Annotated in this window: 24 protein-coding genes and 3 pseudogenes; 19 read left to right on the forward strand and 8 right to left on the reverse strand. The window is 57.7% G+C overall.

Features of this window, described 5'->3' with window-relative positions:
* Positions 1-28: 28 nt before the first annotated feature.
* Positions 29-379 (forward strand): annotated as a pseudogene (locus ACZ9BX_RS34780) (zinc-binding dehydrogenase); the annotation flags it as partial.
* A gap of 99 nt (positions 380-478) precedes the next feature.
* Here ACZ9BX_RS34780 and ACZ9BX_RS34785 read toward each other — a convergent pair.
* From ACZ9BX_RS34785 to ACZ9BX_RS34795, 3 genes are read right to left on the reverse strand one after another with little or no spacing between them, the layout of a single operon-like run.
* Entirely contained in the window at positions 479-1,261 is a 783-nt protein-coding gene (locus tag ACZ9BX_RS34785) for a sulfite exporter TauE/SafE family protein (RefSeq protein WP_476222897.1), read from the reverse strand.
* Between the two features lie 4 nt (positions 1,262-1,265).
* The gene (locus tag ACZ9BX_RS34790) at positions 1,266-2,144 is read right to left on the reverse strand and encodes an MBL fold metallo-hydrolase (protein WP_476222898.1); all 879 of its coding nucleotides are present in this window, start codon (positions 2,142-2,144) and stop codon (positions 1,266-1,268) included.
* Positions 2,131-3,636, reverse strand: coding sequence for an aminotransferase class V-fold PLP-dependent enzyme (locus ACZ9BX_RS34795; RefSeq protein WP_476222899.1), 1,506 nt, complete (start codon positions 3,634-3,636; stop codon positions 2,131-2,133). Before ACZ9BX_RS34795 ends, ACZ9BX_RS34790 begins: the two co-directional genes overlap by 14 nt.
* Before the next feature lie 93 nt (positions 3,637-3,729).
* Here ACZ9BX_RS34795 and ACZ9BX_RS34800 point away from each other — a divergent pair, with 93 nt between their 5' ends.
* The 4 genes and pseudogenes from ACZ9BX_RS34800 to ACZ9BX_RS34815 all read left to right on the forward strand — a co-directional run.
* On the forward strand, positions 3,730-4,212 hold the full coding sequence (locus tag ACZ9BX_RS34800) for an Lrp/AsnC family transcriptional regulator (RefSeq protein WP_027509158.1): 483 nt from the start codon (positions 3,730-3,732) through the stop codon (positions 4,210-4,212).
* A 226-nt stretch (positions 4,213-4,438) separates the two neighbouring features.
* Positions 4,439-4,738: an AbrB/MazE/SpoVT family DNA-binding domain-containing protein gene (locus ACZ9BX_RS34805; RefSeq protein WP_476222900.1), complete on the forward strand. Its 300-nt coding sequence runs from the start codon at positions 4,439-4,441 to the stop codon at positions 4,736-4,738.
* A gap of 106 nt (positions 4,739-4,844) precedes the next feature.
* The gene (locus ACZ9BX_RS34810; protein ID WP_476222901.1) at positions 4,845-6,143 is read left to right on the forward strand and encodes a DUF3422 domain-containing protein; all 1,299 of its coding nucleotides are present in this window, start codon (positions 4,845-4,847) and stop codon (positions 6,141-6,143) included.
* A 123-nt stretch (positions 6,144-6,266) separates the two neighbouring features.
* Positions 6,267-6,341 (forward strand): annotated as a pseudogene (locus tag ACZ9BX_RS34815) (GTP-binding protein); the annotation flags it as partial.
* A 71-nt stretch (positions 6,342-6,412) separates the two neighbouring features.
* Here the strand turns inward: ACZ9BX_RS34815 and ACZ9BX_RS34820 are convergent.
* Positions 6,413-7,180, reverse strand: a complete 768-nt coding sequence (locus tag ACZ9BX_RS34820; RefSeq protein ID WP_476222902.1) for an IclR family transcriptional regulator — start codon at positions 7,178-7,180, stop codon at positions 6,413-6,415.
* Positions 7,181-7,365: 185 nt separating this feature from the next.
* On the opposite strand from ACZ9BX_RS34820, the gene ACZ9BX_RS34825 reads away from it, so the two are divergent.
* The 7 genes and pseudogenes from ACZ9BX_RS34825 to ACZ9BX_RS34855 all read left to right on the forward strand — a co-directional run bounded on the left by ACZ9BX_RS34825 (position 7,366) and on the right by ACZ9BX_RS34855 (position 15,348).
* A complete protein-coding gene (locus ACZ9BX_RS34825; protein ID WP_476222903.1) occupies positions 7,366-8,940 on the forward strand; it encodes an ABC transporter substrate-binding protein in 1,575 nt (524 codons plus the stop codon).
* Positions 8,941-8,996: 56 nt separating this feature from the next.
* The gene (locus ACZ9BX_RS34830; protein ID WP_476222904.1) at positions 8,997-9,851 is read left to right on the forward strand and encodes an alpha/beta hydrolase; all 855 of its coding nucleotides are present in this window, start codon (positions 8,997-8,999) and stop codon (positions 9,849-9,851) included.
* Positions 9,848-11,459: pseudogene (gene ggt, locus ACZ9BX_RS34835) on the forward strand (gamma-glutamyltransferase). Before ACZ9BX_RS34830 ends, ggt begins: the two are co-directional and overlap by 4 nt.
* Before the next feature lie 12 nt (positions 11,460-11,471).
* Positions 11,472-12,446, forward strand: a complete 975-nt coding sequence (locus ACZ9BX_RS34840; protein WP_476222905.1) for an ABC transporter permease — start codon at positions 11,472-11,474, stop codon at positions 12,444-12,446.
* A gap of 3 nt (positions 12,447-12,449) precedes the next feature.
* Positions 12,450-13,361 carry an ABC transporter permease gene (locus ACZ9BX_RS34845; RefSeq protein WP_476222906.1) on the forward strand — a complete coding sequence of 304 codons (912 nt, stop codon included), beginning with the start codon at positions 12,450-12,452 and terminating at the stop codon, positions 13,359-13,361.
* Positions 13,361-14,338, forward strand: a complete 978-nt coding sequence (locus ACZ9BX_RS34850; RefSeq protein WP_476222907.1) for an ABC transporter ATP-binding protein — start codon at positions 13,361-13,363, stop codon at positions 14,336-14,338. The genes ACZ9BX_RS34845 and ACZ9BX_RS34850 overlap by 1 nt, the downstream gene beginning before the upstream one ends.
* On the forward strand, positions 14,338-15,348 hold the full coding sequence (locus ACZ9BX_RS34855) for an ABC transporter ATP-binding protein (protein ID WP_476222908.1): 1,011 nt from the start codon (positions 14,338-14,340) through the stop codon (positions 15,346-15,348). Before ACZ9BX_RS34850 ends, ACZ9BX_RS34855 begins: the two co-directional genes overlap by 1 nt.
* A 202-nt stretch (positions 15,349-15,550) precedes the next feature.
* Here the strand turns inward: ACZ9BX_RS34855 and ACZ9BX_RS34860 are convergent, their stop codons facing one another.
* The gene (locus ACZ9BX_RS34860) at positions 15,551-16,615 is read right to left on the reverse strand and encodes a D-TA family PLP-dependent enzyme (protein ID WP_476223131.1); all 1,065 of its coding nucleotides are present in this window, start codon (positions 16,613-16,615) and stop codon (positions 15,551-15,553) included.
* Between the two features lie 186 nt (positions 16,616-16,801).
* Here ACZ9BX_RS34860 and ACZ9BX_RS34865 point away from each other — a divergent pair, with 186 nt between their 5' ends.
* The 6 genes from ACZ9BX_RS34865 to ACZ9BX_RS34890 all read left to right on the forward strand — a co-directional run bounded on the left by ACZ9BX_RS34865 (position 16,802) and on the right by ACZ9BX_RS34890 (position 21,123).
* A complete protein-coding gene (locus ACZ9BX_RS34865; RefSeq protein WP_027509155.1) occupies positions 16,802-17,650 on the forward strand; it encodes a transporter substrate-binding domain-containing protein in 849 nt (282 codons plus the stop codon).
* A gap of 63 nt (positions 17,651-17,713) precedes the next feature.
* Positions 17,714-18,376 (forward strand): amino acid ABC transporter permease, encoded by a 663-nt coding sequence (locus ACZ9BX_RS34870; RefSeq protein ID WP_476222909.1) that lies wholly within the window; start codon positions 17,714-17,716, stop codon positions 18,374-18,376.
* Positions 18,376-19,047: an amino acid ABC transporter permease gene (locus ACZ9BX_RS34875; protein ID WP_476222910.1), complete on the forward strand. Its 672-nt coding sequence runs from the start codon at positions 18,376-18,378 to the stop codon at positions 19,045-19,047. Before ACZ9BX_RS34870 ends, ACZ9BX_RS34875 begins: the two co-directional genes overlap by 1 nt.
* Before the next feature lie 10 nt (positions 19,048-19,057).
* On the forward strand, positions 19,058-19,828 hold the full coding sequence (locus ACZ9BX_RS34880; protein WP_476222911.1) for an amino acid ABC transporter ATP-binding protein: 771 nt from the start codon (positions 19,058-19,060) through the stop codon (positions 19,826-19,828).
* 51 nt (positions 19,829-19,879) lie between these two features.
* On the forward strand, positions 19,880-20,269 hold the full coding sequence (locus tag ACZ9BX_RS34885; protein WP_027509151.1) for a RidA family protein: 390 nt from the start codon (positions 19,880-19,882) through the stop codon (positions 20,267-20,269).
* Between the two features lie 53 nt (positions 20,270-20,322).
* Entirely contained in the window at positions 20,323-21,123 is an 801-nt protein-coding gene (locus ACZ9BX_RS34890) for an IclR family transcriptional regulator (protein ID WP_476222912.1), read from the forward strand.
* Positions 21,124-21,664: 541 nt separating this feature from the next.
* Here ACZ9BX_RS34890 and ACZ9BX_RS34895 read toward each other — a convergent pair.
* Positions 21,665-22,321, reverse strand: a complete 657-nt coding sequence (locus ACZ9BX_RS34895) for a DUF309 domain-containing protein (RefSeq protein WP_476222913.1) — start codon at positions 22,319-22,321, stop codon at positions 21,665-21,667.
* 460 nt (positions 22,322-22,781) lie between these two features.
* Between ACZ9BX_RS34895 and ACZ9BX_RS34900 the strand changes: the two genes are divergently transcribed.
* A complete protein-coding gene (locus tag ACZ9BX_RS34900; protein WP_476222914.1) occupies positions 22,782-23,111 on the forward strand; it encodes an ATPase inhibitor subunit zeta in 330 nt (109 codons plus the stop codon).
* Positions 23,112-23,139: 28 nt separating this feature from the next.
* On the opposite strand, the gene ACZ9BX_RS34905 is transcribed toward ACZ9BX_RS34900, so the two are convergent.
* Complete coding sequence (locus ACZ9BX_RS34905) at positions 23,140-23,511, reverse strand: hypothetical protein (protein ID WP_476222915.1); 372 nt, start codon at positions 23,509-23,511, stop codon at positions 23,140-23,142.
* Positions 23,512-23,629: 118 nt separating this feature from the next.
* The gene (locus ACZ9BX_RS34910) at positions 23,630-24,226 is read right to left on the reverse strand and encodes an N-acetyltransferase family protein (protein ID WP_476222916.1); all 597 of its coding nucleotides are present in this window, start codon (positions 24,224-24,226) and stop codon (positions 23,630-23,632) included.
* Between the last annotated feature and the right edge of the window lie 55 nt (positions 24,227-24,281).

Consider the following 24,281-nt stretch of genomic DNA (forward strand, 5'->3'; position numbering starts at 1 on the left):
GGCGCCAGGCACCTGATATTCTCCCCCAACCTTGGAGATCAGGCTCGGGATGAAGCCGGGCGGGAAGCCGATCTCGATTCCCGGTCCGCCCGATCCGGGCTTCGCGAGGCAGAACGGCTACGGCTGGCTGCGTCAACAGGTCATGCGCCTGCTGAGCTCCGGCATTAGGAGAAAATCTAAACGCCCCCCAAAGGATCGGCTATTCGTTTCTCTGCGTGACAGCGAACGGCGGGCAGCTCGGAAACATCACCTCCCTGATCGAGGGGGGTCAAATCCGCCCAGTGATGGACGGATCTTCCCGTTCGAGAGGACCAACGAGGCGCTGGACTGCGCCGAAACGGGTCGTGCGGAGGGGAAGGTCATGGGCGCGGTGCAGTGACGCCCGGGCTGGCGAACATGATCCTGTTAGGGCATGCTCGCGTGCTATCCCCGGATAGGAAGCGTCAGGTTGGTTTCTTGTATGCGGATGCGAGCAGCACTAAAATGCGGCGTAGCTGCGCCATAAAACATAAAGGCTGACGCAGAAGACGACCCACCGGAAGATCTGCGCAAGTGCGTTTCGATGGGTTGCCAGCCGACTGGCGGCTATGGTGCCGACAATTCCGCCACCAATGCCGCCGGCAATAAAGTATCCGGCGGTCAGCCAATCTACAAAGCCAGACGCGGCATAGTTTGCGGCCGTCATCAGACCGAAAGTGCCAACAGCGAGAAGTGACGTGCCGACCGCATTGATGAGGGGCATGCCGGTGGAGAGTAAGAGGCCCGGGACGATGAGGAAGCCACCGCCTATTCCGAAAAAGCCCGAGCTCAGTCCGGTTACAAGCGCAACCAAGCTCGTCTTCCCATGCGTCCGGATAGTCAGCGATTGTGCTGTGACATCTGCCTGGCTCCTCGTCTTTCGCATGACAACACTGACGAACATCATCAATAGGCCGAACATGAAGAGCAAGCTTTGCCCCTCGGCGATCTTTCCCAGGCTCGAACCCAAATAGGCGCCGAGTGAACCGGTGATCGCGAAGATAACAGCGCATCGCCACCAGACATGGCCCTTAATGGCATGACCGGCCAGGTTGAGGTAGGCGTTGACCGAAACGCCAAGGGCACCGGTCCCGATCGCCATATGAACATCGCGCATCCCGACGACGTAGATCAACAGGGGCGTGGCGAGGATCGACCCGCCTCCGCCAATCAGACCGAGCGTACATCCGATCAGCGATCCTGAACCGATCGCGAGTAAAAGCTGCTGGAGAGAACCATCCACTTCGTTACGAACCCCAGACCGATCCTGGCAGCGCGTCGAGCGGGATCTTCAGATAACGCCGGCCATTTTCCTCGGCCTGAGGCAATTCCCCTCCACGGATATTGACCTGTAGCGCATGTAAGATGAGCTTTGGCATCGGCAATGTCCTGTCGCGGGTCTCTCGAAGTCTGATGAAGTCCCTCTCTGATTGGCCGGCCACGTGCGGGTTTTTTTCCTTCTGGTCCGCCACCGAACTCTCCCACAGAGCCTGGCGCCCCCCCGGCATATAGTCATGCCCGGTGAAGAGGCGGGTTTGGTCGGGTAGGCTCAAAATGTCCTGAATTGAGTGCCACAGGCTGGCTGCACTGCCGCCTGGAAAATCTGCGCGGGCAGAGCCGCTATCGGGCATGAAAAGTGTGTCGTGAATGAACGCTGCATCGCCGATGACATAGCTGATCGACGCCAATGTATGTCCTGGCGAATGCATGACGCGGGCTTGCAATTCACCGATGTTGAATGTCTCGCCGTCGCAAAACAGCCGATCCCATTGTGAGCCGTCGCAGGCAAGATCCGGCCAGTTATAGATCTGTTGCCAGATCTTCTGCACTTCCGTCACATGCTCGCCGATCGCTGTCGGCGCGCCGGTGCGTGACTTGAGATAACGTGCAGCCGAAAAGTGATCGGCATGCGGATGAGTATCCAGAATCCACTCGAGCGTCAGATCGTGGCTGTTGATATAGTCAAGGATACGGTCCGCATTTGTCGTTGCTGTCGAGCCAGACTTTTCGTCAAAGTCGAGCACTGGATCGATGATGGCGCATTTACGCGTACTCGGGCATGCAACGACATACTGGATACTGCCCGTGCGAGTATCGTAGAACCCAGCGACTTCAGGCTTTCGCATAGGCTGTGCCTTCTGTGGCTGCGGCTCGCGGAAAGAATCTAGCCCGGTGCGGATCGACGTCGTAGTCGGATTCGAAGGTCGTTGCGTCGGCCGCGATCTGCGCCACTGAATCGAGAATGAATTGTACCTTCTCGTCCGGCAGCAGAACGCTGAAATTCAGCCGGATGAAGCCGGGTTTCTTGATCTCCTCTCCGAAGAGAATGGCTTGCCTTATCTCCTCGGACTGCTGGTCATCGATCGACAACAGTCGATGGACGTATGGTCCGGCACAGGCGCAGCCACCGCGAGCCTGGATACCAAACCGGTCGCTCAGCATGCGCGTGATCAACTGCTGGTGGACATACCCGCCCTTTGCGTTCTTCACCCGGAAGGAAAAAATCGGCAGCCGGTCGGGGTCGGATAGACCGAGGAGCTCCAGTTGCGGCACCTCCTTCCAAGCGCTGAATGCACGCTGCGCAAGCTCGCGATTGCGCCTTGCCATCGTATCAAGCCCGATCGCATCCTTGACGACGAAGGCCAGCGCGGCACGTATGTCGCCGACCACGTTCGGCGTGCCGGCTTCCTCGCGGGACTCAAGACTGTCACTGTAATCATGCGTCTGCGGCGAGACGAACTTCACCGTCCCGCCGCCTGGCCACGACGGTTTATTCGTCGAAATTGCGTCTCGACGGAGGATCAAGATCCCGGAAGCGCCGGGACCGCCGATGAACTTGTGAGGTGAGACAACGATGGCGTCGATCTCCGCATCAGTGGCGGGCGACATGGAAATCGGCACATAGGGGCCTGCGCCCGCGTAGTCCCAAATCATCTTTGCACCGGCAGCCTTCACCATCGCTGTGATTGTCGCGACATCGCTGGTGATGCCTGTGATATTCGATGCAGCAGACAGGCTGCATATCGTCAGATCTGGCGATCCGTCCCGCAGCGCCTCTTTGAGAAGGGACAGGTCAGGCCCGCCGGACCCATGCTCGGCGATTTCAACGATCTCTGCTCCGCTCTCCCGCCAGGGCAGAATGTTGGAGTGATGCTCATAGGGACCGATAATGATCCGGGGGCGCTTGCCCGCGGCGGCGGCTTCGGCAACACCGAACAGCTTGACGAGGCGGTTGATCCCCGACGTCGCGCCGGAGCCGGTGAAGATCACCGCATGCCGTTCGGTGGCACCGCAGAACCCGCCGATCAGTGCGCGTGCCTCCCGCCGCATCCGGGTCATGAAACCTCCGCAGTAAGAAGCTTCCGTGTGACTGTTGGCGTAATAGGGAAGCACCTCCTCCAGGACGAAGTGCTCGATCTGATGGAGTGCGCGGCCGGATGCGACATAGTCAGCGTAAACCAGGTCCTTTTCCCCGTAAGGCCCGACTATTTTCGCGGTCGCGCCGACGAGTCCATCTCTAAGGTCGGCAGTCACGCCTGCATTTCTCAGACCTTGGCGGAACTTGGAAAGAGGGGTTTCGGTCTGACTTGTCGCTGGGCGAACGGCTTCCACGGTCATTCTCCTTGGCTCGGATATTGACACAGATTGTAATCTGCTCCACCGTGAGAAAAATCACTTATTTTCTGCCAATTTTCGCAAAAGACGTGTCACATGATCGATATTTTAAATAAAGTCGACACATTTGATATGAAGATTTTGACGGCCATGCAGATCGACGCGAACCTCTCGCAGCGTGATTTGGCGGAAAAGGTCGGACTGTCTCAAAATGCTTGCTGGCGGCGGCTCCAGCGCCTCCACTCGCTCGGTCTGATACGTGGATCGCACAGCGATATCGATCTCCAAGCGCTTGGGCTCGACCTGACCGTCTTCGTGATGATCCGCACTCGCCACCATTCAAAGGAGTGGAGTGAAAGCTTCCGTGCTCATGTCGAACGGCTGCCGGAGGTAATCGATTTCTATCGGATTGGCGGGGAGTGGGACTATCTGATCAAGGTCGTGACGAAAGGCATGTCCGGCTACGATGCGTTCTATCAGAAGCTGATCACGAACTTCGACCTTGCGACGGTGACAGGCTTCTTTTCAATGGAAGCGATCATCAACAATCGTCCAGTGGATCTGAGCAAACTGCGATGAGCGAGCAGGTGCAATGACGACCGCCCCTTGCAGCCTGCCCTGCTTGCGGGCAGGCCGCTCGCCGTGTCGCGCGCGCAACTGCCGTCGCCAGGCCGTGCCGCCGGTCAATTGCCCGATCCCGCCTTCGCAGGCCGCCATAGGCGGCAAGTAGAGCGTGGCCCGAAGCGCGACGCCCCAAGAGTTGCGAAGTTTGGTATATCCCAATTGGATATGCCGGAGGTACGCCATGACCAATGCCACGGTTTTCATCAGCAATCGCAGGCAAGCGGTCCGGCTTCCTAAGGCTGTCGCCTTTCCCGAAGACGTGCATCAGGTCGACATTCTCAAGATCGGCCGCAGCTGGTTGCCCGATCGGTTAATTGCGCCAGCTGCTGTGCGTGAGCAACTCGTTCGACTGAACTTGACCCGGTGCACCTTCCTTGCTCTCTTGAAGTCTCAGGCCGCTGTCGTCAGCGTCGACCTGCGGCTATGCCAGACTGATGATCTCGCCGCGCCGGCGTCTGTCAGTGCCAATTGGAGAGCGTGAAGTGAGACCATATACTGCGAAGCTCGAGGATGCCGGTGCTGTCCCGGTCTATGAAGATCCCGCCGACCTAGATCATCAAGTCGACGAAGTTGGAGGGGAGAGATAGGTGGCGAAGACACGGGCGACATCGAGCAATATCGGCTCCCCTGCACGGCTCTCGTTCCCAATTGCGGAAAACCGCAGCCAGGCGCTGGGCGAGATCCACGCGCGCCCGTTCGTCGCAGTTACCTGCCCGCGGGTGATCCTTCAACTGGCTTTCTTGATGGAATCTGGCCAAGCCAGCCATCAAGAGGCAATCGAGGATCTCGCGCGCTCCCAAGGGGCGGCGGTGCCAGATCGAGCCTCTAGACATTGCGCAGTGCAATGGGGCCAAGGAACGCTGCGCTGGGAAAGACACACGGAGTTCTCGACATGGTTCTGGGACGGGCCTGCAGCGACGGAATTCGGAGGAGCCATTCCACGTCATCCCTTTGGAGGGAACTTCCGCGCTCCAGGTAGCCTAATCTCAGGTATCCGGCTCGAGATTTGGCCGGAGGGGGCGGCGGCAGAAAACGCGCTAGCGTTATTTGACATCGCAAGTCTGTGTCGAAGCCGCGTTCGCGGTGGTTTGGCGGAGGTCGCCACCGATTTTCGACAGGATGGCGACGGTCTGACCCGCATGTTGCTCATCGACCGCGGTCTCACCGACCTCGGTCGCGGGGCCACGGTGCAATGCCTCCTTGACATCGAAACCTACCGCACTCTTGCAACACTAGCTTTACCTCTGGCCCAGTCATTATCCCCAGAGATACGGCAGATCGAAGAATCTCTGGGCGCGGTCACACAGAAAATGAGGGGCCAGGTGTGGGAGAGTGCCGATGGAATGCTGACCGAAATAACGAGGCTGGCATCGGAACTAGAGGCAAACGCGGCCCAGTCGCTTTATCGGTTCGGAGCCAGCAAAGCCTATGACTCGATCGTAAGCGAACGTATCGCCTCGCTCGGCGAGGAGCCTATTGCCGGCGAGACATTGGGTTCCTTCCTGGAACGGCGGCTTGCCCCGGCCATGCGCACGTGCAAGTCGCTCGAAGAGCGCCAGGGAAATCTGTCGCTCAAGCTTTCGAGAACGACAGATTTGCTGCGCAGTTGGGTTGACGTAGGCCTCGCACGCCAGAACACCGCACTCCTTGAGTCGATGGATCGACGAGCAAAGCTTCAGCTCCGGCTCCAGCAAACGGTTGAGAGTCTCTCGGTCGCGGCCATTTCCTACTATATCATAGGCTTACTAAGTTACGCAGCGAAGGCCTTGAGCCATGGCCTCTCCGAGACTATGTCATCCGTTGCATTGGGAGTGTCTGTACCCGTCGTAGTGGTCTTTGTCTGGATCTTTGTTCGAAGTGTGAGGCGCCGGCACGCAGACTCTTAGAGGGCTGATCGGGCCAAACTAGCCGCGACGTTCAGTTTCTCCTGCGATTGGAACCGGAAATTTCAAGCGGGGCCCAAAAAGGATCACCTGCTGTCGGCGACGGCGCTCTTGTATGTGATGGTGGACCTGTGCCGCACGCAGGAGCAGTTGGTGGAAATGACCAATGGCTGCATTTGTTGCACGTTACGCGATGACCTGAACCGTAGACCCATCAGCCAGCCATCCCCAGAGTTCAAGGACGCTCTGCAGATTAGTTCGCCTTGATTTTGCTACCATCCCAGGCGGGCCGATATCTTGTTGGCGCCCTCTTTGAGCAACGCCGTGAAGCGATGAACATCGCTTTTCTGTGTCCGAAATTCCGGCGCAGCAACGTTTACCGCCGCGATCACGGAGCCATCGAACGCGAGAACAGGCACGGAAACGGATACAAGCTGCTCGCTGACCTCACCTAAGCTGACGCAAAAACCTTGGCGGCGGATTTTCTCAAGCTCAGCGATCAACTTGCTGCGATCGGTGATCGTGCGCTTCGTAAACTTCGGCAATGTCTCAGGGATCATCTGCGACTGCACCTGGGGATGAAGAAATGCCAGCAGCACTTTATATGAGCCTGCGAAGAGTGGCCTTCGCCGCCCGATCATCGCCTGCACACGCAAATCACGCATCGGTTCGAATTTCGCGATGCATAAGGATTCGCCGTTATCGATAATGCGCAACTGAGTCGTCTCGCCCATTTTCTGTCCGAGTTCTTCGAGGATCGGATTGGCAATGCGGACCAAATCGACCTGGGTTGATGCCGCAGTTCCGAGCACGATGGCTGTGTTACCTAGTCTATAAGTGCCCGCGTCACTCTTCCGGACCAAGCCTCGCCGTTCCATTGTGCGTAACATACGCAAAATTCTTTGTTTCGTCTCCCCGATGTTCTTGGCGATCTCCGACAGCCGGATGTCCGGGTTTTTGGCAACATTGAGCAAAACGTCGATCGAGACATTAACCGATTGAACAGTACCGTCTTTCTCAGAAATCCCGTTCTCCCTCATGAGAGCTTTTCTCCAATTCTGGCGGCGTATCGAGCGCGCGGTTTCACTGTTACGCTGAGCGTACCATGGTTGTTTTCTATTTGACACATCCCGCCTGAGCCTCTTACCAATTTATTCAAGAGCGGCAGGAACCCGTCCAAGAAAACCGGCGCAAGACCGGCATCAACCGTAACTGGGATAGAAAAATGACAGTAAAAACCTTGAAGCAGGCAGCGATGGCGCTGCTTGGTACAATTGCTATTCCTGCAATGGTCGCCGCGCAGGAAACGCCTTTGGTCATCGGCATGTCGACGACGCCCACGACGCTCGACCCGCATGAAGACAGCTCCGCTCCGAACAATGCCACTTCGCGCCATATCTGGGACAGTCTTGTCAATCTGACGGGCACGTCGGCGAACGCTCCTGAACTTGCGACCGAGTGGAAAGCAGTCGACTCGACGCACTGGGAGTTCAAGCTGCGCGAGGGTGTCAAATTCCATGATGGCAGTGAATTCAACGCAGACGACGTTATGGCGTCCTTGCTGCGTGCACGTGACAAGCCGAGCCAGGGCTTCGCGTCCTACACCCGCAACTTCGCCACTGTAACGGCCAAGGATCCTCTGACGGTCATCATCGAAACGAAGGTTCCCGATCCGCTTCTACTCAACTCCGTCAGCCGCATCCGCATCATCAGCTCCAATTGCAAGGATGCGCCGGTACAAGATTTCGATAACGGCAAGTGTGCTGTCGGAACAGGCGCTTTCTCCTTCGCTTCCTACTCTCCCGGCAGCAATCTGATGCTGAAGCGCAACGACAGCTATTTTGCCGGCGCGTCACATTGGTCGAACGTAACGTTGCGGTTCCTTCCCGACGACGGCGCTCGTCTTGCATCGCTTCTTTCCAACGAGATTGACATCATCGAGACCATGCCTGCGGACGGAATGGCGCGAGTGGCGTCGAGCGACAACCTGCAGATCATCAATGGGCAGTCCTCTCGTTTCGTCTATCTCGGTATGGATGTCAGCCACGATGTATCGCCTTTCGTAAAGGCTGCGGACGGTTCGGATCTCGACCGGAACCCGCTCAAGGATCTTCGTGTTCGCCGCGCGATGCTGATGTCGCTCAATCGGCCCGCAATCGTTGATCGTGTCATGCAGAAGAACGGAACGGTCGCCAACCAGTTCGTCGCCAAGGGCTATGCCGGTTATTCCGACAAGGTCGAGAAGGTTGGTTATGACCCGGCTGCCGCAAAGGCGCTTCTTGCAGAAGCCGGCTATCCGGACGGTTTCAGCCTGACTGTGCACGGCCCATCAGGTCGCTACGTGAAAGACGCCGAAGTGCTTCAGGCAGTTGGCCAGATGTTCACCCGCATCGGCATCAAGTCTAAAGTCGAAGTCATGCCCTGGGCGATGTATTCAGAAGCCTATGCGAAAGGCATGTACAGCACCTTTTTCGGCTCTTGGGGTGTGAACACCGGCGAAACCACCAATCCTACAGTGGCGCTCGTTGCAAGCCGCGACGAGAAGAAGGGAACTGGCCGCTACAATGGTGGCGGCGTCGCTGATCCGAAGATCGATGAAGTGCTCGCCAAAGCGAGCTCCACTCTAGATGAGGCTGAACGCACGCCGCTGTTGCAGGAACTGTCGACCCAGGCCTTCAGCAATCTTTGGGTTCTACCCATGCACTATGAGAACGTTGTGCTCGGAGCGAAAAAGACCGTCTCCTTCACACCGCGCGGCGATAAGTACACGCTCGCCTATGACGTGAAGCCCGCGAACTAAAGATCGCGTTTCGGGGCTGCAAATCAGCAGCCCCTTTCATCTCCAGGAGACAAATTATGCAGGAACTCGGAACGGGCGAGGCCATCGCTCGGGCGAAGGCTGTCTATGACTATGGGGAAACGGCGATCTTTGCTTCCCAGATCGACCCACGGTTACACATGGTGCTGTATGTGCCGCCAACGGCTGCCGATGGACGCAAACTCGACCTTCTCGTCGCCGTCCACGGAACCGGTAGAACCTCAGCTATCGATTTCAGGGATGGTTTCGCAGAGTTCGGATTGTATAACGACTGCGCTATTCTGTGTCCGATCTTTCCTGTGAGCGTCCTCGGCGATGGCGCACGCTCGGGCTACAAATTCCTCGAGGAAGGCGACATCCGTTACGATCACGTCGTCATTGCGATGGTCGAGGAGATGGCCATGAAGTACAGGCAGGACTGGTCGAAGTTCGCCATGTTCGGTTTTTCCGGAGGCGGTCACTTCACCCATAGGTTCGCCATCCTGCATCCTGAAAAGCTATGGGCTGCCTCGATTGGAGCTCCCGGTTCCGTAACGCTTCTTGATCCCACGCGTGACTGGTGGGTCGGCATCCGTGATCTTGAAGCTCGCTTCGGGAGAGCTTTCCAGCCGCAGGAACTCGCCAAGGTTCCAGTGCACATGGTTGTCGGCGATGCGGACCTGGAAACGTGGGAAATCACCCACAAGCCTACCGGAAAATACTACATGGAAGGCGCCAATGACGCCGGTGAAACGCGTCTGGAACGCCTCGCTTCGCTTGCCAAGTCCTTCCGCGATGCGGGAGTTGATGTGACGTTTGACCGCGTCGCCGGCGTCTCTCACGACAGAATTAAGGTGCTCGGACACGTAAAGGCGTTCCTGGCGAAATTGCTCAAGGAACGAAAATCCAAATGAGAAATGCAACGATTGTGGCGCCCCAGCCCGAAGCCGTTGAAGCCGGGGCCGAAGTCCTTGAGCGCGGTGGCAATGCTGTAGATGCCGCGCTTGCCTGTGCCTTCGTCCAGGGCGTGGTCGATCCGCAAATGGCAGGCATCGGCGGCTTTGGCTCGATGCATGTTTACATGCCAAGCAGGGGTGTGCACGAAGTCCTTGAGTTCTATGCCCGGGCTTCGCTGAAGGCGACGCCCGACATGTGGGTCAACAAGATCAAGCATCAGAGCCGTGACGGGTTCGGTTACGTGCTTGAAGGCAATATTTCCGATATCGGTTACCTGGCCGTCTGCACGCCCGGCTCGCTCAAGGGATATGAAACGGCGCTGCGGGACTACGGCACGTTTGATTGGGCGGACTTGATTGAACCGGCAATCCGGCATGCCCGCGATGGCTTCATAATCCGAAATCATATGCATTGGTACTGGACCAAGGATCAGTCAGGGGACGGCTTTGCGAACACGATCGACAAGCTCCGGTTTTCCTCGACTGGCAAAGGCGTCTACTTCCACGACAACGGCACGGTCAGAAATGTAGGCGATCTGCTGATCAACCGGGAGATGGCCCAGACGTTGGAGCGCATTGCACGCAGCGGCGGTTCCGATATCTTTTATCACGGTGAAATTGCTGAACAGATTGCCGACGACTTCAAGGCCAATGGCGGATTGATTGATCGTGAGGACCTGGCTCGCTACGAACTGTCGAGAGTGAAACCTGTCTGGGGCGAGTATCGCGGCAACCGCATCGCTACGTCGCCTCCTCCCGGGTCCGGTTTCCCGATGCTCGAATTCCTGCACATCATGGAGCAGTTTGACGTCGGCGCAATGCAGCACAGCAGTGCCGAACATGTCCGCATTCTGTTTGAAGCGATGAAGAGGATGACGATTGACAAGGACGCCCACATGGGTGATCCGACCTATGTCGATGTGCCTTATGAAAAGTTGCTTTCAAGAGAACATGCCGAACGCTCATGCGCGCTCGATTAAGGCCGGGGAAGTCGCCAGCGTTTCCCGTCTCGATCGATCCCAGCGCGACACGACCCATATTTCGGTCATCGACAAGCATGGCAACGCGGCCGCGATGACCCACACGCTTGGCAGCCCATCTGGAGCCATTACCGAAGGTCTTGGTTTCATGTACAACGGCACGATGAGCCGCTTCAATCCGGTTCCGGGAAATCCGGGGTCGATTGCACCAGGCAAGCGCCGGCCGAGTTCCGCCGCCCCGACAATTGTTTTCAAGGACGGCGATCCGAGCATCGTGATCGGCGCGCCCGGCGGCAGCTACATCGCGCCGGCCGTGGCGCAGTGCCTGATGAACATGATCGACTTTGACATGCCCGTGCTTGAAGCGGTAGCTGCTCCGAGAGTTATCGGGGTGTCGAACAAGATCGATATCTGCAATCGTATCCGTCATTCTGTTGAAGGTGAGCTACGCGAGCAGGGCTATGAGGTTGCCAGGTCACCGCAGCCATACGCGTTTGCTGCGGTTCACGCGATCAGGATCAAAGACGGGGTATCCAAGGGCGCTGCGGACCCGCAACGCGACGGGATGTCGATCTCCGTAGCGTGAGGAGGAGGTTCAATGGTTACATCCATCATACGCCGGCTGATGCAGGCGGTCTTTGTCATCGTTGCAATGACCGTCATCGTGTTCATCGGTGTCAACGTGATCGGCAATCCGGTCGACATCCTGATCAACCCGGATGCCAATCAGGTGGAACGCGCCCGCGTCATCGCGCATTACGGTCTGGATCAACCGCTCTGGAAACAATACCTGATGTTTCTTCAAGGCCTGCTGCAGGGGGATTTCGGCGATAGCTTTGTGTATGGCAGGCCTGCTCTTGGGCTCATCCTGGAGCGGCTGCCAGCAACGCTCGAACTAGCAGTCACCGCGCTCGGAATTGCGCTTGTGGTCGGCTTGCCGCTTGGCCTCTACGCGGGGCTCTATCCGAACCGGATTTCCTCCAAGCTGATCATGAGCGGCTCGATCCTCGGCTTCTCGCTCCCGACATTCTGGGTGGGTTTGATGCTGATTATGGTCTTTTCGGTCGAACTTGGCTGGTTACCGACCAACGGCCGCGGGCCGACGAGGGAACTGTTCGACGTGCAGTGGTCATTCCTGACCGGCGACGGGATCAGGCATCTTCTGTTACCTGCCTTCAACCTCGCTCTGTTCAAGACGTCGTTGATCCTGCGCCTCACGCGCGCTGGCGTGCAGGAAGTCCTGCCACAGGACTATGTCAAATTCGCCCGCGCAAAAGGGTTGCGGGAGCGGCGTGTCATCACCGTACATGTCCTCAAAAACCTCATGATCCCGGTCGTCACAATCATAGGTCTTGAATTCGGATCACTGATTGCATTTTCCGTGGTCACCGAAAGCATTTTTGCATGGCCGGGCATGGGCAAGCTGATCATCGACTCGATCAATCTTCTCGATCGTCCCGTCATCGTCGCCTACCTGATGATGATGGTGCTCCTCTTCGTCGTCCTGAATTTCCTCATCGACATTTGTTACACCATTCTGGATCCTCGGGTCCGGCTTGACTCAAAGGCGTAAACCATGGCCGATCCAAACGCTCAGGAAACAAATGCCGCGATATCCGAGCCGAGCCGGCTCTCAAAGGGCATAAAGGATTTCTTCAGTTCTCCCGCAGCTGCGATCGGCTTCATCGCACTGGTGATCATCTGTTGTCTTGCTCTGCTGGCTCCGTGGATCTCTCCACAGAACCCATACGATCTGATGCAACTCGACATCATGGATGGCCGTCTGCCCCCGGGTTCGGAATCCATGACCGGACTCGTCTACCACCTGGGCACCGATAGTCAGGGCCGCGACATCCTGTCGGGCATTCTTTATGGCCTGCGCACTTCGCTCCTGGTCGGCGTTGTGTCAGCCCTTGCGGCAGCAATCATCGGCACGTCGGCAGGATTGTTTGCCGCGTATATGGGCCGGCGGACAGAAACAGTGATCATGCGGCTTGTCGACCTGCAGCTTTCCTTTCCCACCATCCTGATGGCGCTCATGATGCTTGCCGTGCTTGGCAAAGGCGTCACCAATGTCGTCATCGCGCTGATCATCGCCGAATGGGCAACTTATGCCCGCACCGTGCGGGCTACAGCGCTGGTTGAACGCGAAAAAGAGTATATCGAGGCCGCCCGAATGCTTCGCCTGCCAGGCTGGCGCATCCTCTTCCGGCACTTGCTTCCAAACTGTCTTGCGCCTGTGATCGTCATCGCAACCATGCAAGTCGCACGCGCCATCGGCCTTGAGGCGACGCTTTCCTTCCTTGGCCTTGGCGCTTCCGTTACCGAACCGTCATTGGGCATGCTGATCTCAACGGGCTACCAATATCTGCTGACAGGTCTCTACTGGATCAGCTTCTTCCCAGGCGTTGCACTCCTGGTCACGATCGTGGGGATCAATCTCGTAGGCGACAGGCTTCGCGACGTGCTGAATCCGAGGAATGCGTGATGACGCCATTGCTGCAGGTAAAAAATCTCGTCACCGAGTTTGGTGGCTCCAAGGGACGGCCCGGGCTTAAAGCTGTCAATGATGTTTCATTCAACGTCGAGCGTGGCACGGTCCTCGGCCTTGTCGGTGAATCCGGGTCCGGAAAATCGGTCACGGGTTTCTCGATCATGCGTCTTCTCGAAAGGCCCGGCCGGGTCGCCAGCGGCCAAATCGTCTTCGATGGCGTAGATATCGCCAACTGCTCTGAAGAAGAGATACGACGCCTGCGCGGAAAGCGGATCGCGATGGTGTTTCAGGACCCGATGATGACGCTCAATCCGGTTCTGACCGTCGGGACGCAGATGGTAGAAGCTGTCCAGGCCCACGATAATGTATCGAAGGAAACTGCTCGGCGAAGGGCCCGGGATAGCTTGGGCGTGGTCGGCATACCAAGCCCGGAAGAACGGCTGAAAGCTTATCCCCATCAGTTCTCCGGGGGTATGCGCCAGAGAGTGGCGATTGCTATCGCGCTCCTTCACAAGCCGGATCTCATCATCGCCGACGAGCCGACGACGGCTCTGGATGTAACCATTCAAAGCCAGATCATTTCGGAGTTCCAGAAACTCACGGAGGTCTCGAACACTGCGGTGATCTGGATCACGCACGATCTGGCAATCGTTTCGAGACTGGCAGACGAAATCGCGGTCATGTATGCGGGCCGCCTCGTTGAAACCGGCCCTGTGTCGGAGGTGCTGACCAATCCTCGCCATCCTTATACGGCGGGTCTGATTGCATCCGTTCCTTCGCAGAACAGGCGAGGCAAGCCGCTACGCCAGATCCCAGGCATGACACCCGCCATCAGCCGGCTGCCGCAGGGCTGCAGTTTCCGCACGCGTTGCGATCGGGCCACCGATGGCTGTCTGGTCATGCCGGCCCTGATGCCGGAAAACGACCGATCGTTCCGTTGCATCCATCCCGTGACGAAGGTGACAGCATAATGAGGGCTACCGAGACACCCTTGATCGAAGCCAGGAACGTTTCCCAGCGTTTCGGTGCCAGACCCGACCTGGCAGCAAAAATCGCGATCAAGCTCAGGCTTGCCGAACCGGCGCCGGTCGTCCACGCGCTTGACGATGTCAGCCTAAGCATTCGAAGCGGCGAAGTCGTCGGCCTTGTTGGCGAAAGCGGCTGCGGGAAATCGACACTCGGCCGGGCCATCGCGGGGATTACCCCGCCGAGCGACGGCAACATATTCTGGAAAGGTGTAGACCGAAGCAGGATGTCCGCTGGCCAGCGGCATGAGCTTGGCCTTGCCATCCAGATGATCTTCCAGAACCCGATGGCTGCGCTCAATCCGCGCATGACCGTCGACGAACTCATATGGGAGGCACCACGTACACACGGCCTGGCACGTTCGTCTGAACGCGGCGCGTACGTCGACAGGTATCTGACGCTGGCAGGCTTCGACGCGGCCATGAAGAGCCGATATCCGCATCAGTTCTCGGGCGGGCAGCGGCAGCGCGTTAACATTGCGCGAGCACTCGCCGTCCAACCAAAATTCCTCGTCTGCGATGAAAGCGTTGCAGCGCTCGACGTCTCCATTCAGGCTCAGGTGATCAATTTGTTTATGGACCTCCGTGACAAGCTCGATCTGACCTATCTGTTCGTCAGCCACGATCTTGGCGTGGTGGAGCACATTTCCGACCGTGTCGCGATCATGTACCTCGGCAGGATCGTTGAGGAAGCACCGGTCGAGGAGGTGTTCAAGAGCCCCAATCATCCTTACACCAAGGCTCTTCTGGCCGAAGTGCCGCGCATCGAATCTGGCAAGCGGCGGTTCAAAGCCGTGGAAGGCGAACTCCCGAGCCCGCTTGCGCCGCCGAAAGGCTGTCATTTCCACCCTCGCTGCCGCTTCGCTATCCACCGTTGTCGACTGGAAGTGCCGTTGAAAAAGGAAGTGGCACCGGGCCACTTTTCGGCCTGTCACCTGAACGACACCACTTGCTGACGATTTTCGCCAGTCTAACTAACTTCTGCACATTTAGTCGGTTCGGAAGGGCGGAGGTTTTCCTTATTAGGAGATTCAACGCCGTTGATGTTCTCCACAATCACAACGACGGAAAGCCTGTGTTCCGACCCGCGCGGTTGAATGAGAAGATCGTCTCGACCTCGTACTCGCACGTAAGGGGCGGTCTTGCATGACCGGCGTTTCAAACAATCTGTCCGCGCGCAACCACCGGCCAGATCTCCGGCTGTTGGAAGCCGCCGCTCATCACCACGAGACGATCAACCATATTGGAGACAACGCAAGCGTGATTGGGGACGATCCGGACTTGGTCACCAACACTCAGGCCAATTAGCCCGTCGGCAACCAGCCGCCCGTGCTCTTCAGAAAGCTGATCTATTACGATATCGTCCCGACCGACCACATGTCCGTAACCAGAAAGTCCAAGCAGATCGGAGGTGAGCACCTTCGAGCCAGCGTCGATAATTGCGCGATTGCTTGATGGAACCGACACAACAGTAGCCAGCACCGTCAGCGCGCAGTCTTCCCAACCGCAGGCACCGCGTGAAACGAGTGATCGATCGTTATAGACATAGGTGCCTGGCCGGTATTCCGTTGTTACGGGCGCGTCGGCTGCGTCCATCATTGAAGGGGTTCCTCCGGACGTAATCACCGGGACTGCGAGGCCACTTGCCTCAATGCGAGCTTTCGCTTGCGTCATGAAGCTTTCAACTGCATCAGCGCCGTTGACCGGGGGGTATGTCATCAACCCACCGAACACGAGGCCGGGTGCGGCGGCGATCGTATGCGCGAGCAACAAGGCCTCCTCCGGGCTTGCGACGCCGCAACGGTCTGCGCCTGTATTGCATTCGACAAGGACCCTGAGCGGCGTTGGCTCATTTGCGAAAGCGGACGAGAGTCCATCAATTACAGTCTCGTTGTCGGCAACGACACTCAACGCGACCTGGCGGGCCAGGATTTTCAGATGCTTCAGTTTTTCAGCACCCAGAATGTTGTAGGTAATCAGAACATCCCTAATCTCCGGGCTGCCCGCAATCATGGCTTCCGCTTCAGATAGCTTCTGGCAGGTGATGCCGATCGCACCTGCACGCAACTGCATCTCTGCAATGGCGGGAAGCTTATGCGTTTTGATATGTGGCCTCACCTTCAAACCATGCGCATCCGCATAGTTCTGAAATCGACGGATATTGCGATCAACAATATCCAAATCGACCAGAACGACGGGTGTATTCAGCCCATGAAATGACATCGTTGCCATGCTCAAAAGTGCTCCACTGAGTGCTGATCGAACTCGTCTGAATCTGAACCGCGCTTCTCACCATACATCATCCCTTGACAATCTATGCATCTTGGCGCTCACTACGTCAATCCGATAACGCGGACTCATGTCCGATATATTGGACATCAAAAAAGAACTGTTCATCAGGGGAACATCATGACCATCTCACTGCGCACCAGCGCGCTCTCGCTGGCCACCGCTTTCGTCCTTTCCGCAATGCCGGCCGCTGCTCAAGAGGCAAAGAGCAGGCTCGATGAAGTGTTGTCCCGTGGCCATCTGGTCATGGGTACCGGCAGCACCAACGCGCCTTGGCACTTCAAGAGTGCCGACGACAAGCTCCAGGGCTTTGACATCGATATGGGCCGCATCGTGGCCAAGGCGCTCTTCGGCGATCCCGACAAGATCGAGTTCGTCAACCAGTCGTCCGACGCCCGCATTCCGAACATCACGACCGATAAGGTGGATCTCACCTGCCAATTCATGACCGTCACGGGCGAACGCGCGCAACAGGTTGCTTTCACGATTCCCTACTACCGCGAGGGCGTGGGCCTGATGCTGAAGTCTGATGGCAAGTATGCAGATTATGCTGCACTTAAGGCTGCGGGCTCTTCCGTGACTGTCTCAGTGCTGCAGAACGTCTATGCGGAATCGATGGTTCATGCCGCTCTCCCGGAAGCGACCGTGGACCAGTATGAATCGGTGGACCTCATCTATCAGGCGCTGGAATCCGGCCGCGCCGATACGGTTGCGACGGACCAGTCCTCGCTTGCCTGGTACATGACGCAGAACAGTGGCCGCTACAAGGACGCGGGCTATGGCTGGAATCCACAAAGCTACGCCTGCGGCGTCAAGCGCGGCGATCAGGACTGGCTGAACTTCGTCAACACCGCCCTGCACGAAGCAATGACCGGTGTCGAGTTCGATTTCTATGCCAAGTCCTACAAGACTTGGTTTGGCAAGGATCTCACGCCACCGCAGATCGGTTTTCCGGTTGAATATAAGTAAAGTCGTCTAGGACGGAAGGGTCTCCTTCCGTCCTTTCCTCGCCCTTGATTGCAGGACTGCGCCATGGGTTATACGCTTAATTTCGCCGCCGTCTGGCGCAGCTTCGATCAACTCCTGGAAGGCTTGCTGCTCAGTCTCGGTCTGGCTTTCGTTTCCATCGCCATCGGTGCAGCGCTCGGTCTGCTCATTGCCTTTGCATTGACATCGAAAAACGGCTGGGTGCAGAGACCGGCTGCGCTCTATGTCACGATCATTCGGAATCTGCCGATTCTCGTCCTCGTTCTCTTCGCCTTCTTTGCCCTGCCGCAGCTGGGCGTTCGGCTCGGCAAGATCCAGAGCTTCATCGGCGTGCTATCGATCTACTCCGGCGCTTATCTTGCGGAAGTGTTCCGGGCCGGATTGCTGTCAATTCAAAAAGGCCTGACGGAAGCCGGTCTTGCGATCGGGCTGACGCCGACGCAAATTCGCGTCTCAATCATCACGCCACTTATGCTGCGCAATGTATTGCCGTCGCTTTCTTCGACGATCATCTCCTTATTCAAGGATACCTCGCTCGCAGCCGCAATTGCCGTGCCGGAGCTGACGTTTGAAGCGAGGAAGATCAACGTCGAGAGCTTCCGCGTCATCGAGACCTGGCTTGTCGCCTCGGGCCTCTATGTCGCAACCTGCTCTGTGCTTGCCGCGCTGATGCGCGTCGTCGAGCGCCGCCTTGCCGTTCCGAGGTGATGCCCATGGCAAGCATTTCTCCTTTTCTCGACCAGCTTTGGATTGCCCGCTTCGTTATCCTGAAGGGGCTCGGCGCCACGGTTTCGATCTCGCTGCTTGCGATCATCGTTGGGTCACTGCTCGGAGTTCTTGTCGGGCTGGCGCTCGTCTACGGCAATCGCATACTGCGGCTGATCGTCCGAGCCTACACGGACTTCATCCGAGGAACACCGGTTCTGGTGCTCGTCCTGGCAAGTTACTATGTGCTTTCGACCGTCGGAATCGAACTCGGCCCATTCCAGGCAGGTGTGCTCGCCTTGGCAGTTTTCTGCTCCTCACATGTCGGAGAAATAGTACGCGGCGGCCTGCAGGCCATTCCCGTGGGCCAAACCGAAGCGGCAAAAGCGATCGGCCTCACCTTTGGACAAACGTTTGGCTATGTCCTGTGGCCGCAAGCGTTGCGTCAGTTCCTACCCGCCTGGGTTAACACCGCGGCAGAAATGGTCAAAGCCTCGACGCTTCTTTCGGTGATCGGAGTGGCCGAACTGCTGTTGCGAACGCAGGAGATCATCTCGCGTAATTTCATGAGCCTCCAGTTCTACTTCTTTGCGGGGCTTCTCTACTTTGTAATCAATTACGGCATCGAGCGTTTCGGCAAATATGTCGAGCGCAAGACAGCCGTACCGTCGTGAGGGCTCAACCATGAGCAAGGTACTTCTCGAAATTCAGGGGCTCCACAAACAGTATGGCGCGGTTGAAGTGCTGAAGGGCGTTGATTTGACCATGCACCAGGGCGAGGTCATCTCGATCATCGGCTCGTCGGGCTCCGGCAAGACAACAATGCTACGCTGCATCAACATGCTCGAAGAATTCCAAGGCGGGCGCATCCTTCTGGAGGGTGAAGAGATTGGCTACGAGCAGTCAGGTGGGATCCGCAAACGCAAGAGCGAACGGGATATCGCGCGTCAACGTGCGCTGACCGGAATGGCGTTCCAGCAATTCAACCTGTTCCCGCATATGACGGCCGCCCGCAATGTCATGCTCGGCCTGGTGAAGGTCAAGAAGATGCCGCGCGAGGAGGCGCGCGCCATCGCGGAAAAGTGGCTCGAGCGAGTGGGTCTCGCGTCTCATGCCGATCACTACCCCGGCCAGCTCTCCGGTGGACAGCAGCAGCGCGTTGCGATTGCCCGTGCCATCGCGATGAACCCGCGCCTGATGCTGTTTGACGAAGTCACCTCCGCGCTCGACCCGGAGCTCGTCGGCGAAGTTTTGCAGGTTATCAAGGGATTGGCGGCCGATGGTATGAGCATGCTGCTCGTCACCCACGAGATGCGCTTTGCCTACGAGGTTTCCTCCCGCGTGATCTTCATGAATAAGGGTGTGATCTGTGAGGAAGGACCTCCGAAAGAGATGTTCGTAAACCCGAAGACCGAGCGGCTGGCCGAGTTCCTGAGAACGTCCAGTTTCAACTGACGGGAACCAGGTGATCGACCATTGCTTTCCAAAAAAAGAAAGAGAGATCGTATGACTATCAAGCGCTACGGCGTCGGAGAAACCGGGGCTGGCGGACAACCCCTGCCCTTTGCCCGCGCCGTTGAGGCTAATGGCTGGCTTCACGTATCGGGCCAGGTGCCGATGGAGAAGGGCGAAATCATCGGCGGGGGCATTATCCCCCAGTCCCGCAAGGCAATCGAAAACCTGATCGCCATCCTGGACGAGACAGGCTATGGAATCGAGGACGTTGTGCGTGTCGGTGTTTGGCTCGACGATCCGCGCGATTTCTGGAGCTTCAACGGGGTCTATGCCGAGTACTTCGGGAAAAACCCGCCAGCGCGCGCTTGCGTCCAGTCGCGGATGATGGTCGATTGCAAAGTCGAAGTGGACTGCATCGCCTATCGTGCCGACAGGACGTGAGGTCATGGGATGCGGCCCTGTACGGGTCGTGTCCGACATCGAACGAGGTAATTATGGCCGACAGCGCAGAGGACATCACATCGCGACGCATGCGTGGGCTTGATCGCGCCTTCGAGATTCTTGAGTTTCTGCGGGTCAAGCGTCTACCGATGAGACCAAACGAGATCGCCGTTGAAATTGGTGCTCCCCGCTCTTCGGTCTATGAGTTGGTCAATCTCCTCTTGCGCCACGGCATGCTCGACTACCAAGGCGGTGATGGGCGGGTCTTCCTTGGGCGGAAGCTGTATTTTCTCGGCACGGCTTACGCCGATCAGTTCGATCTGATGCGCGAATCCGAAGAGATGCTGGTGCGTCTTGCCACCGAAACCCGTGAGACAGCGCAGATGTGCCTATTGGAGGGCAACAAATATACCGTGGCGATGATGAGGGAGGGAATCAGGCCTTTCCGGATTTCGTCCAACATTGGCGAGTTGGTGCCGATCCCATGGACGGCCTCTGGACGGCTCCTCGTCTCACATCTGACAGACAGCGAAATTCTCGATTTCATCCCAGCAGATGACTTTGTGCTGCCGAATGGCAATCCCCTTGATCCGGCGAAGTTCATAGCCGAGGTTAGGCAGGCGGCGATCGACGGCTATTTTACCTTCAATAGCGCGGTTGAGAATTTTACCCATTGCTTTGCCGCTCCGGTAAAACAGGTCGACGGCCAAGCGGTGGCAACTCTTTGTCTGGTTGCGCCAAAGGAAGACGGATTGCGCAATCGCACGCAGTATCTCGAGAGCCTTCTTGCGGCTTCGAACGAGATCTCGGAGCGACTTGGCTTCAGCGCGACTCGCGCTAGGATGGCGAGATAGTGGGATGCCTCGGGATCAGGACATTCCCAACAACGTGAGGCGCGCATAATAGCTCTTTAGGACGTATTCAGACTTTTTTGTTACGCAGACGTAAGTCTGCTTCTTGAACCGGAGATGATGGGCGTCGCAACGCTAGAGGACGTCGATCGTCAAATCGGCAACGGATTTAGGCTGCTGCGTTTTATACCAAGCGTTGAGGCGGCTTTCCTTTGCGACTATGCGGCAAGCGGGGTCAGGCTCGCAGCCATCTGGGCTCTGATCGGCACGCTGATCTACGGTGTTCTTCGGCGACGCCACGATGATGCCGGATGTGTTCTCCGAACTCGTTGCGGTGCGGTTTGGAATTTTCACGCCATTTGCGTTGTTCAGCGTGCTGGCTGGCCTTGAGGCGCTGGCCGACCGCACGGAACTACGACCTGCTATCCATTGCCGTCGCGTTGCTCGGCGTTCTTTTGCCGATGTCGGTCGCGGTCACCGAGCACCCCCGGCGTCCCTTTCTCGCCTGCGGCCACACCGAAGCCGCGCTTGCAGTTCAGAAAAGCTAAAGGTGAGCTTGCCCTCTCGCACGTGATTTTGCCCCGAGGATAAAATCAAACACCGGTTCAGGCTGTCCCGGCATCGTCGACGCTAAAACAGCGGGCGTTCTCGCGGCTATTTCCACGTGCTCAGCAAGCACCGCCGGCGACATGCCAAGTGCCCGCGCGAAGGGGTGACGCGGCCCTAACACCAATCGGCGAAACAATGCGGCGGCGCGTCCGGCATGACGTACGGTTGCGTCATGTTTACCCTCGCGGATCTTCACACCCGCCGCCGAAACCAGAATTAATCCCTTCAGGAGCATGCGCATTGCACTGCCGCGTTCCGCTACCTGCCAAAGGCCTTCCCAAGCCTCATGCGCCTCCCAGTAATAGCCGTGATTGAAGAGATCTTCGCCCCAGGCGAAGGCGTCAGAATCCAACGATGCCTTTGCTGCGAGGGGCAAAGGTCCGACATGATAGCTGTGCCCCGCGGGATCACGCACCGGATGCGGCTGCCGACCCGGCAGATAAGCATAGTCCGGAAAACTTCTTTGCGGCAACAAACGAGGACGTTTCACAACATCGATAGCCGAAGTGGATGACATAATGGCAATGACCATGGTCCCATATAAACCTGTTGCCAAGTCTGTTTGCAAATCGGCCGAGCGCTTCTGGTCCATGATGGCTTGCGGTGGAGATGACGGAAAAACCTTGGACGAAGAAAGAAGCGGGCACGGTGCGAGCTATTTCGTGGTCTGACCGGGTCGCTCAAATGGAGAAATACGTTTCCACTCGGCGTGGTTCGAAATTCACTGCCGTCGTCTTCTATTGGCAGTGGCGACGGTCATCCTTGATATAAGTCATCCTCGGAGAGAGGTGGCTCATCCGGCAGCCACCATCAGCGCGGTCCTTGCGGTCGGCCAAATTGCTCAATCGAACAACAAGTCGGGAACGGCAGGCCCTGTCACAGCGTTTTCAAATGGCGAGCCTGATCGCTATCAAAGCGTCTTGCCGTCGCGCGCGTATAGTCGCCTCAAACGGAGGTAAGGTCATGGCGCACAAGCAAGTCCTGTTTTCATCTGGTCGCACTCGACCGCACCCGGCTCTTTGCGCGCGGCGAGAACAAAGGAGAGCTTTCGCATGACATCCTTGGACGATAGAAGACGGGCGCTTGAAGACAAGTACATTCTCGACCTTGAGCGGTCACTGAAGGTTCGGGCCCGCCGAAACCGCCTGTTGGCAGAATGGGTTGCGGCTTCGATCGGCCGAAACGACCTCGAGGCTTATGTGGATGAGGTTGTGGCAACGGCCCTCGCCTCACCGGAAGATCAGGATTTGCTGCGGAAGATTGTCGTGGACTTCAATGCCGCCGGCCAGGCTGCCGATGAAGCATTCATTCGCGAAAAGATGCACGACCTCATGTACACTGCTGCCGAAGCCATGGAGAGCGAGGCCGCAACGCCCAGCTAGCAGACGACCGACGTACTGTATGCAGGCGTCAGGGAGCAACCGAACTGGCGGCGATGTCGTCGATCGTTCGCAAGGCCTCGCCGCGTGCGATTGTCTCGGTCTCTTTCGCAGCCTTTGCCGCAACGGCAAAGAATCGGCTGCTTTCGCGCGCATAGTCCGTGATCATTTCTGCTGAGAAATCATTGACAACGTCTAATGCGTCAGGTGCGGCCTGCGCGCCCGTCAGGGCGCCGACAAACGCGACGTCCTTCTCGATGCGATCGAGCCAGAACGTGAGGCCCTCGATCTGAAACCGAAGCGCCGCACCGGCGAACCCGGCTTGAAACCTCGTGCCTGCCAAAATGGCAGCGCCGAAGGGGCTGAATTGCGAAAATGGAAGTGGCATGTGCAAACTGGTCATGTGCGGCCTCCGCGGTTGTTCAGAATATCAGGCTACATTGTTTCTTCGCCTTCGTCCTTGATCTCTCCCAAGCCGGATCGGGCAATGACCGCTGCCGTTCGTGGCGTCCTGTGACAGATCACGCTTGTTCCGCACCCCCTGCCGCATTTGGATCGGCAAGCCTGAGGCGCACTTGTTCAAGCCCGGCATCGCCCGATGAGGTCACGACCTCAAATCCAAGCTTGCGGCACAACCCGAGCATCTTTGCGTTGCCGCGCAGAACGGAGCCACGGACCTCCGCCAGACCTTCTGCGCGTGCGAACAGCAGGAGCTGCTGCAAGAGCGCCCTTCCCAAGCCGATGCGCTGTTGGTCGCTCCTGATGAGCAGGCCATAGTCGCCCCACTCCCGCCCCGCGTCAATCACGAGACGGGAAACGCCCACAAGCTGCCCTGCCGGATTGACCGCCACGAAGGCCATCTCCCGCCCGTAGTCGATGTGCGTCATGCGGACAATTGCCGCCTTGGAAAGCCTTGTCTGCCCAAAGCCGATTTGATCCCGGAACAAGGCGCCATCGGTCTGTCCGATGTCGCGTGGGAGGAGGCGAAGCGGAGCGTGGTAGTTATCCGCCCGCTCGCTGAACTGCCGGCTGCGCCAGCGCATCTTGCGCGACGAGCTGGAAGGGTACTCGGCCTTACGGAGCGGACGGTCTATGCGCTCATCCGCCGGTATCGCCAATCCGGGATCTTGTCAGTTCGTTAGCACCCCGGCCTTCGTCACGCGGCAAGGGCAA

The sequence above is a fragment of the Rhizobium sp. USDA 3886 genome (genome assembly GCF_056279785.1).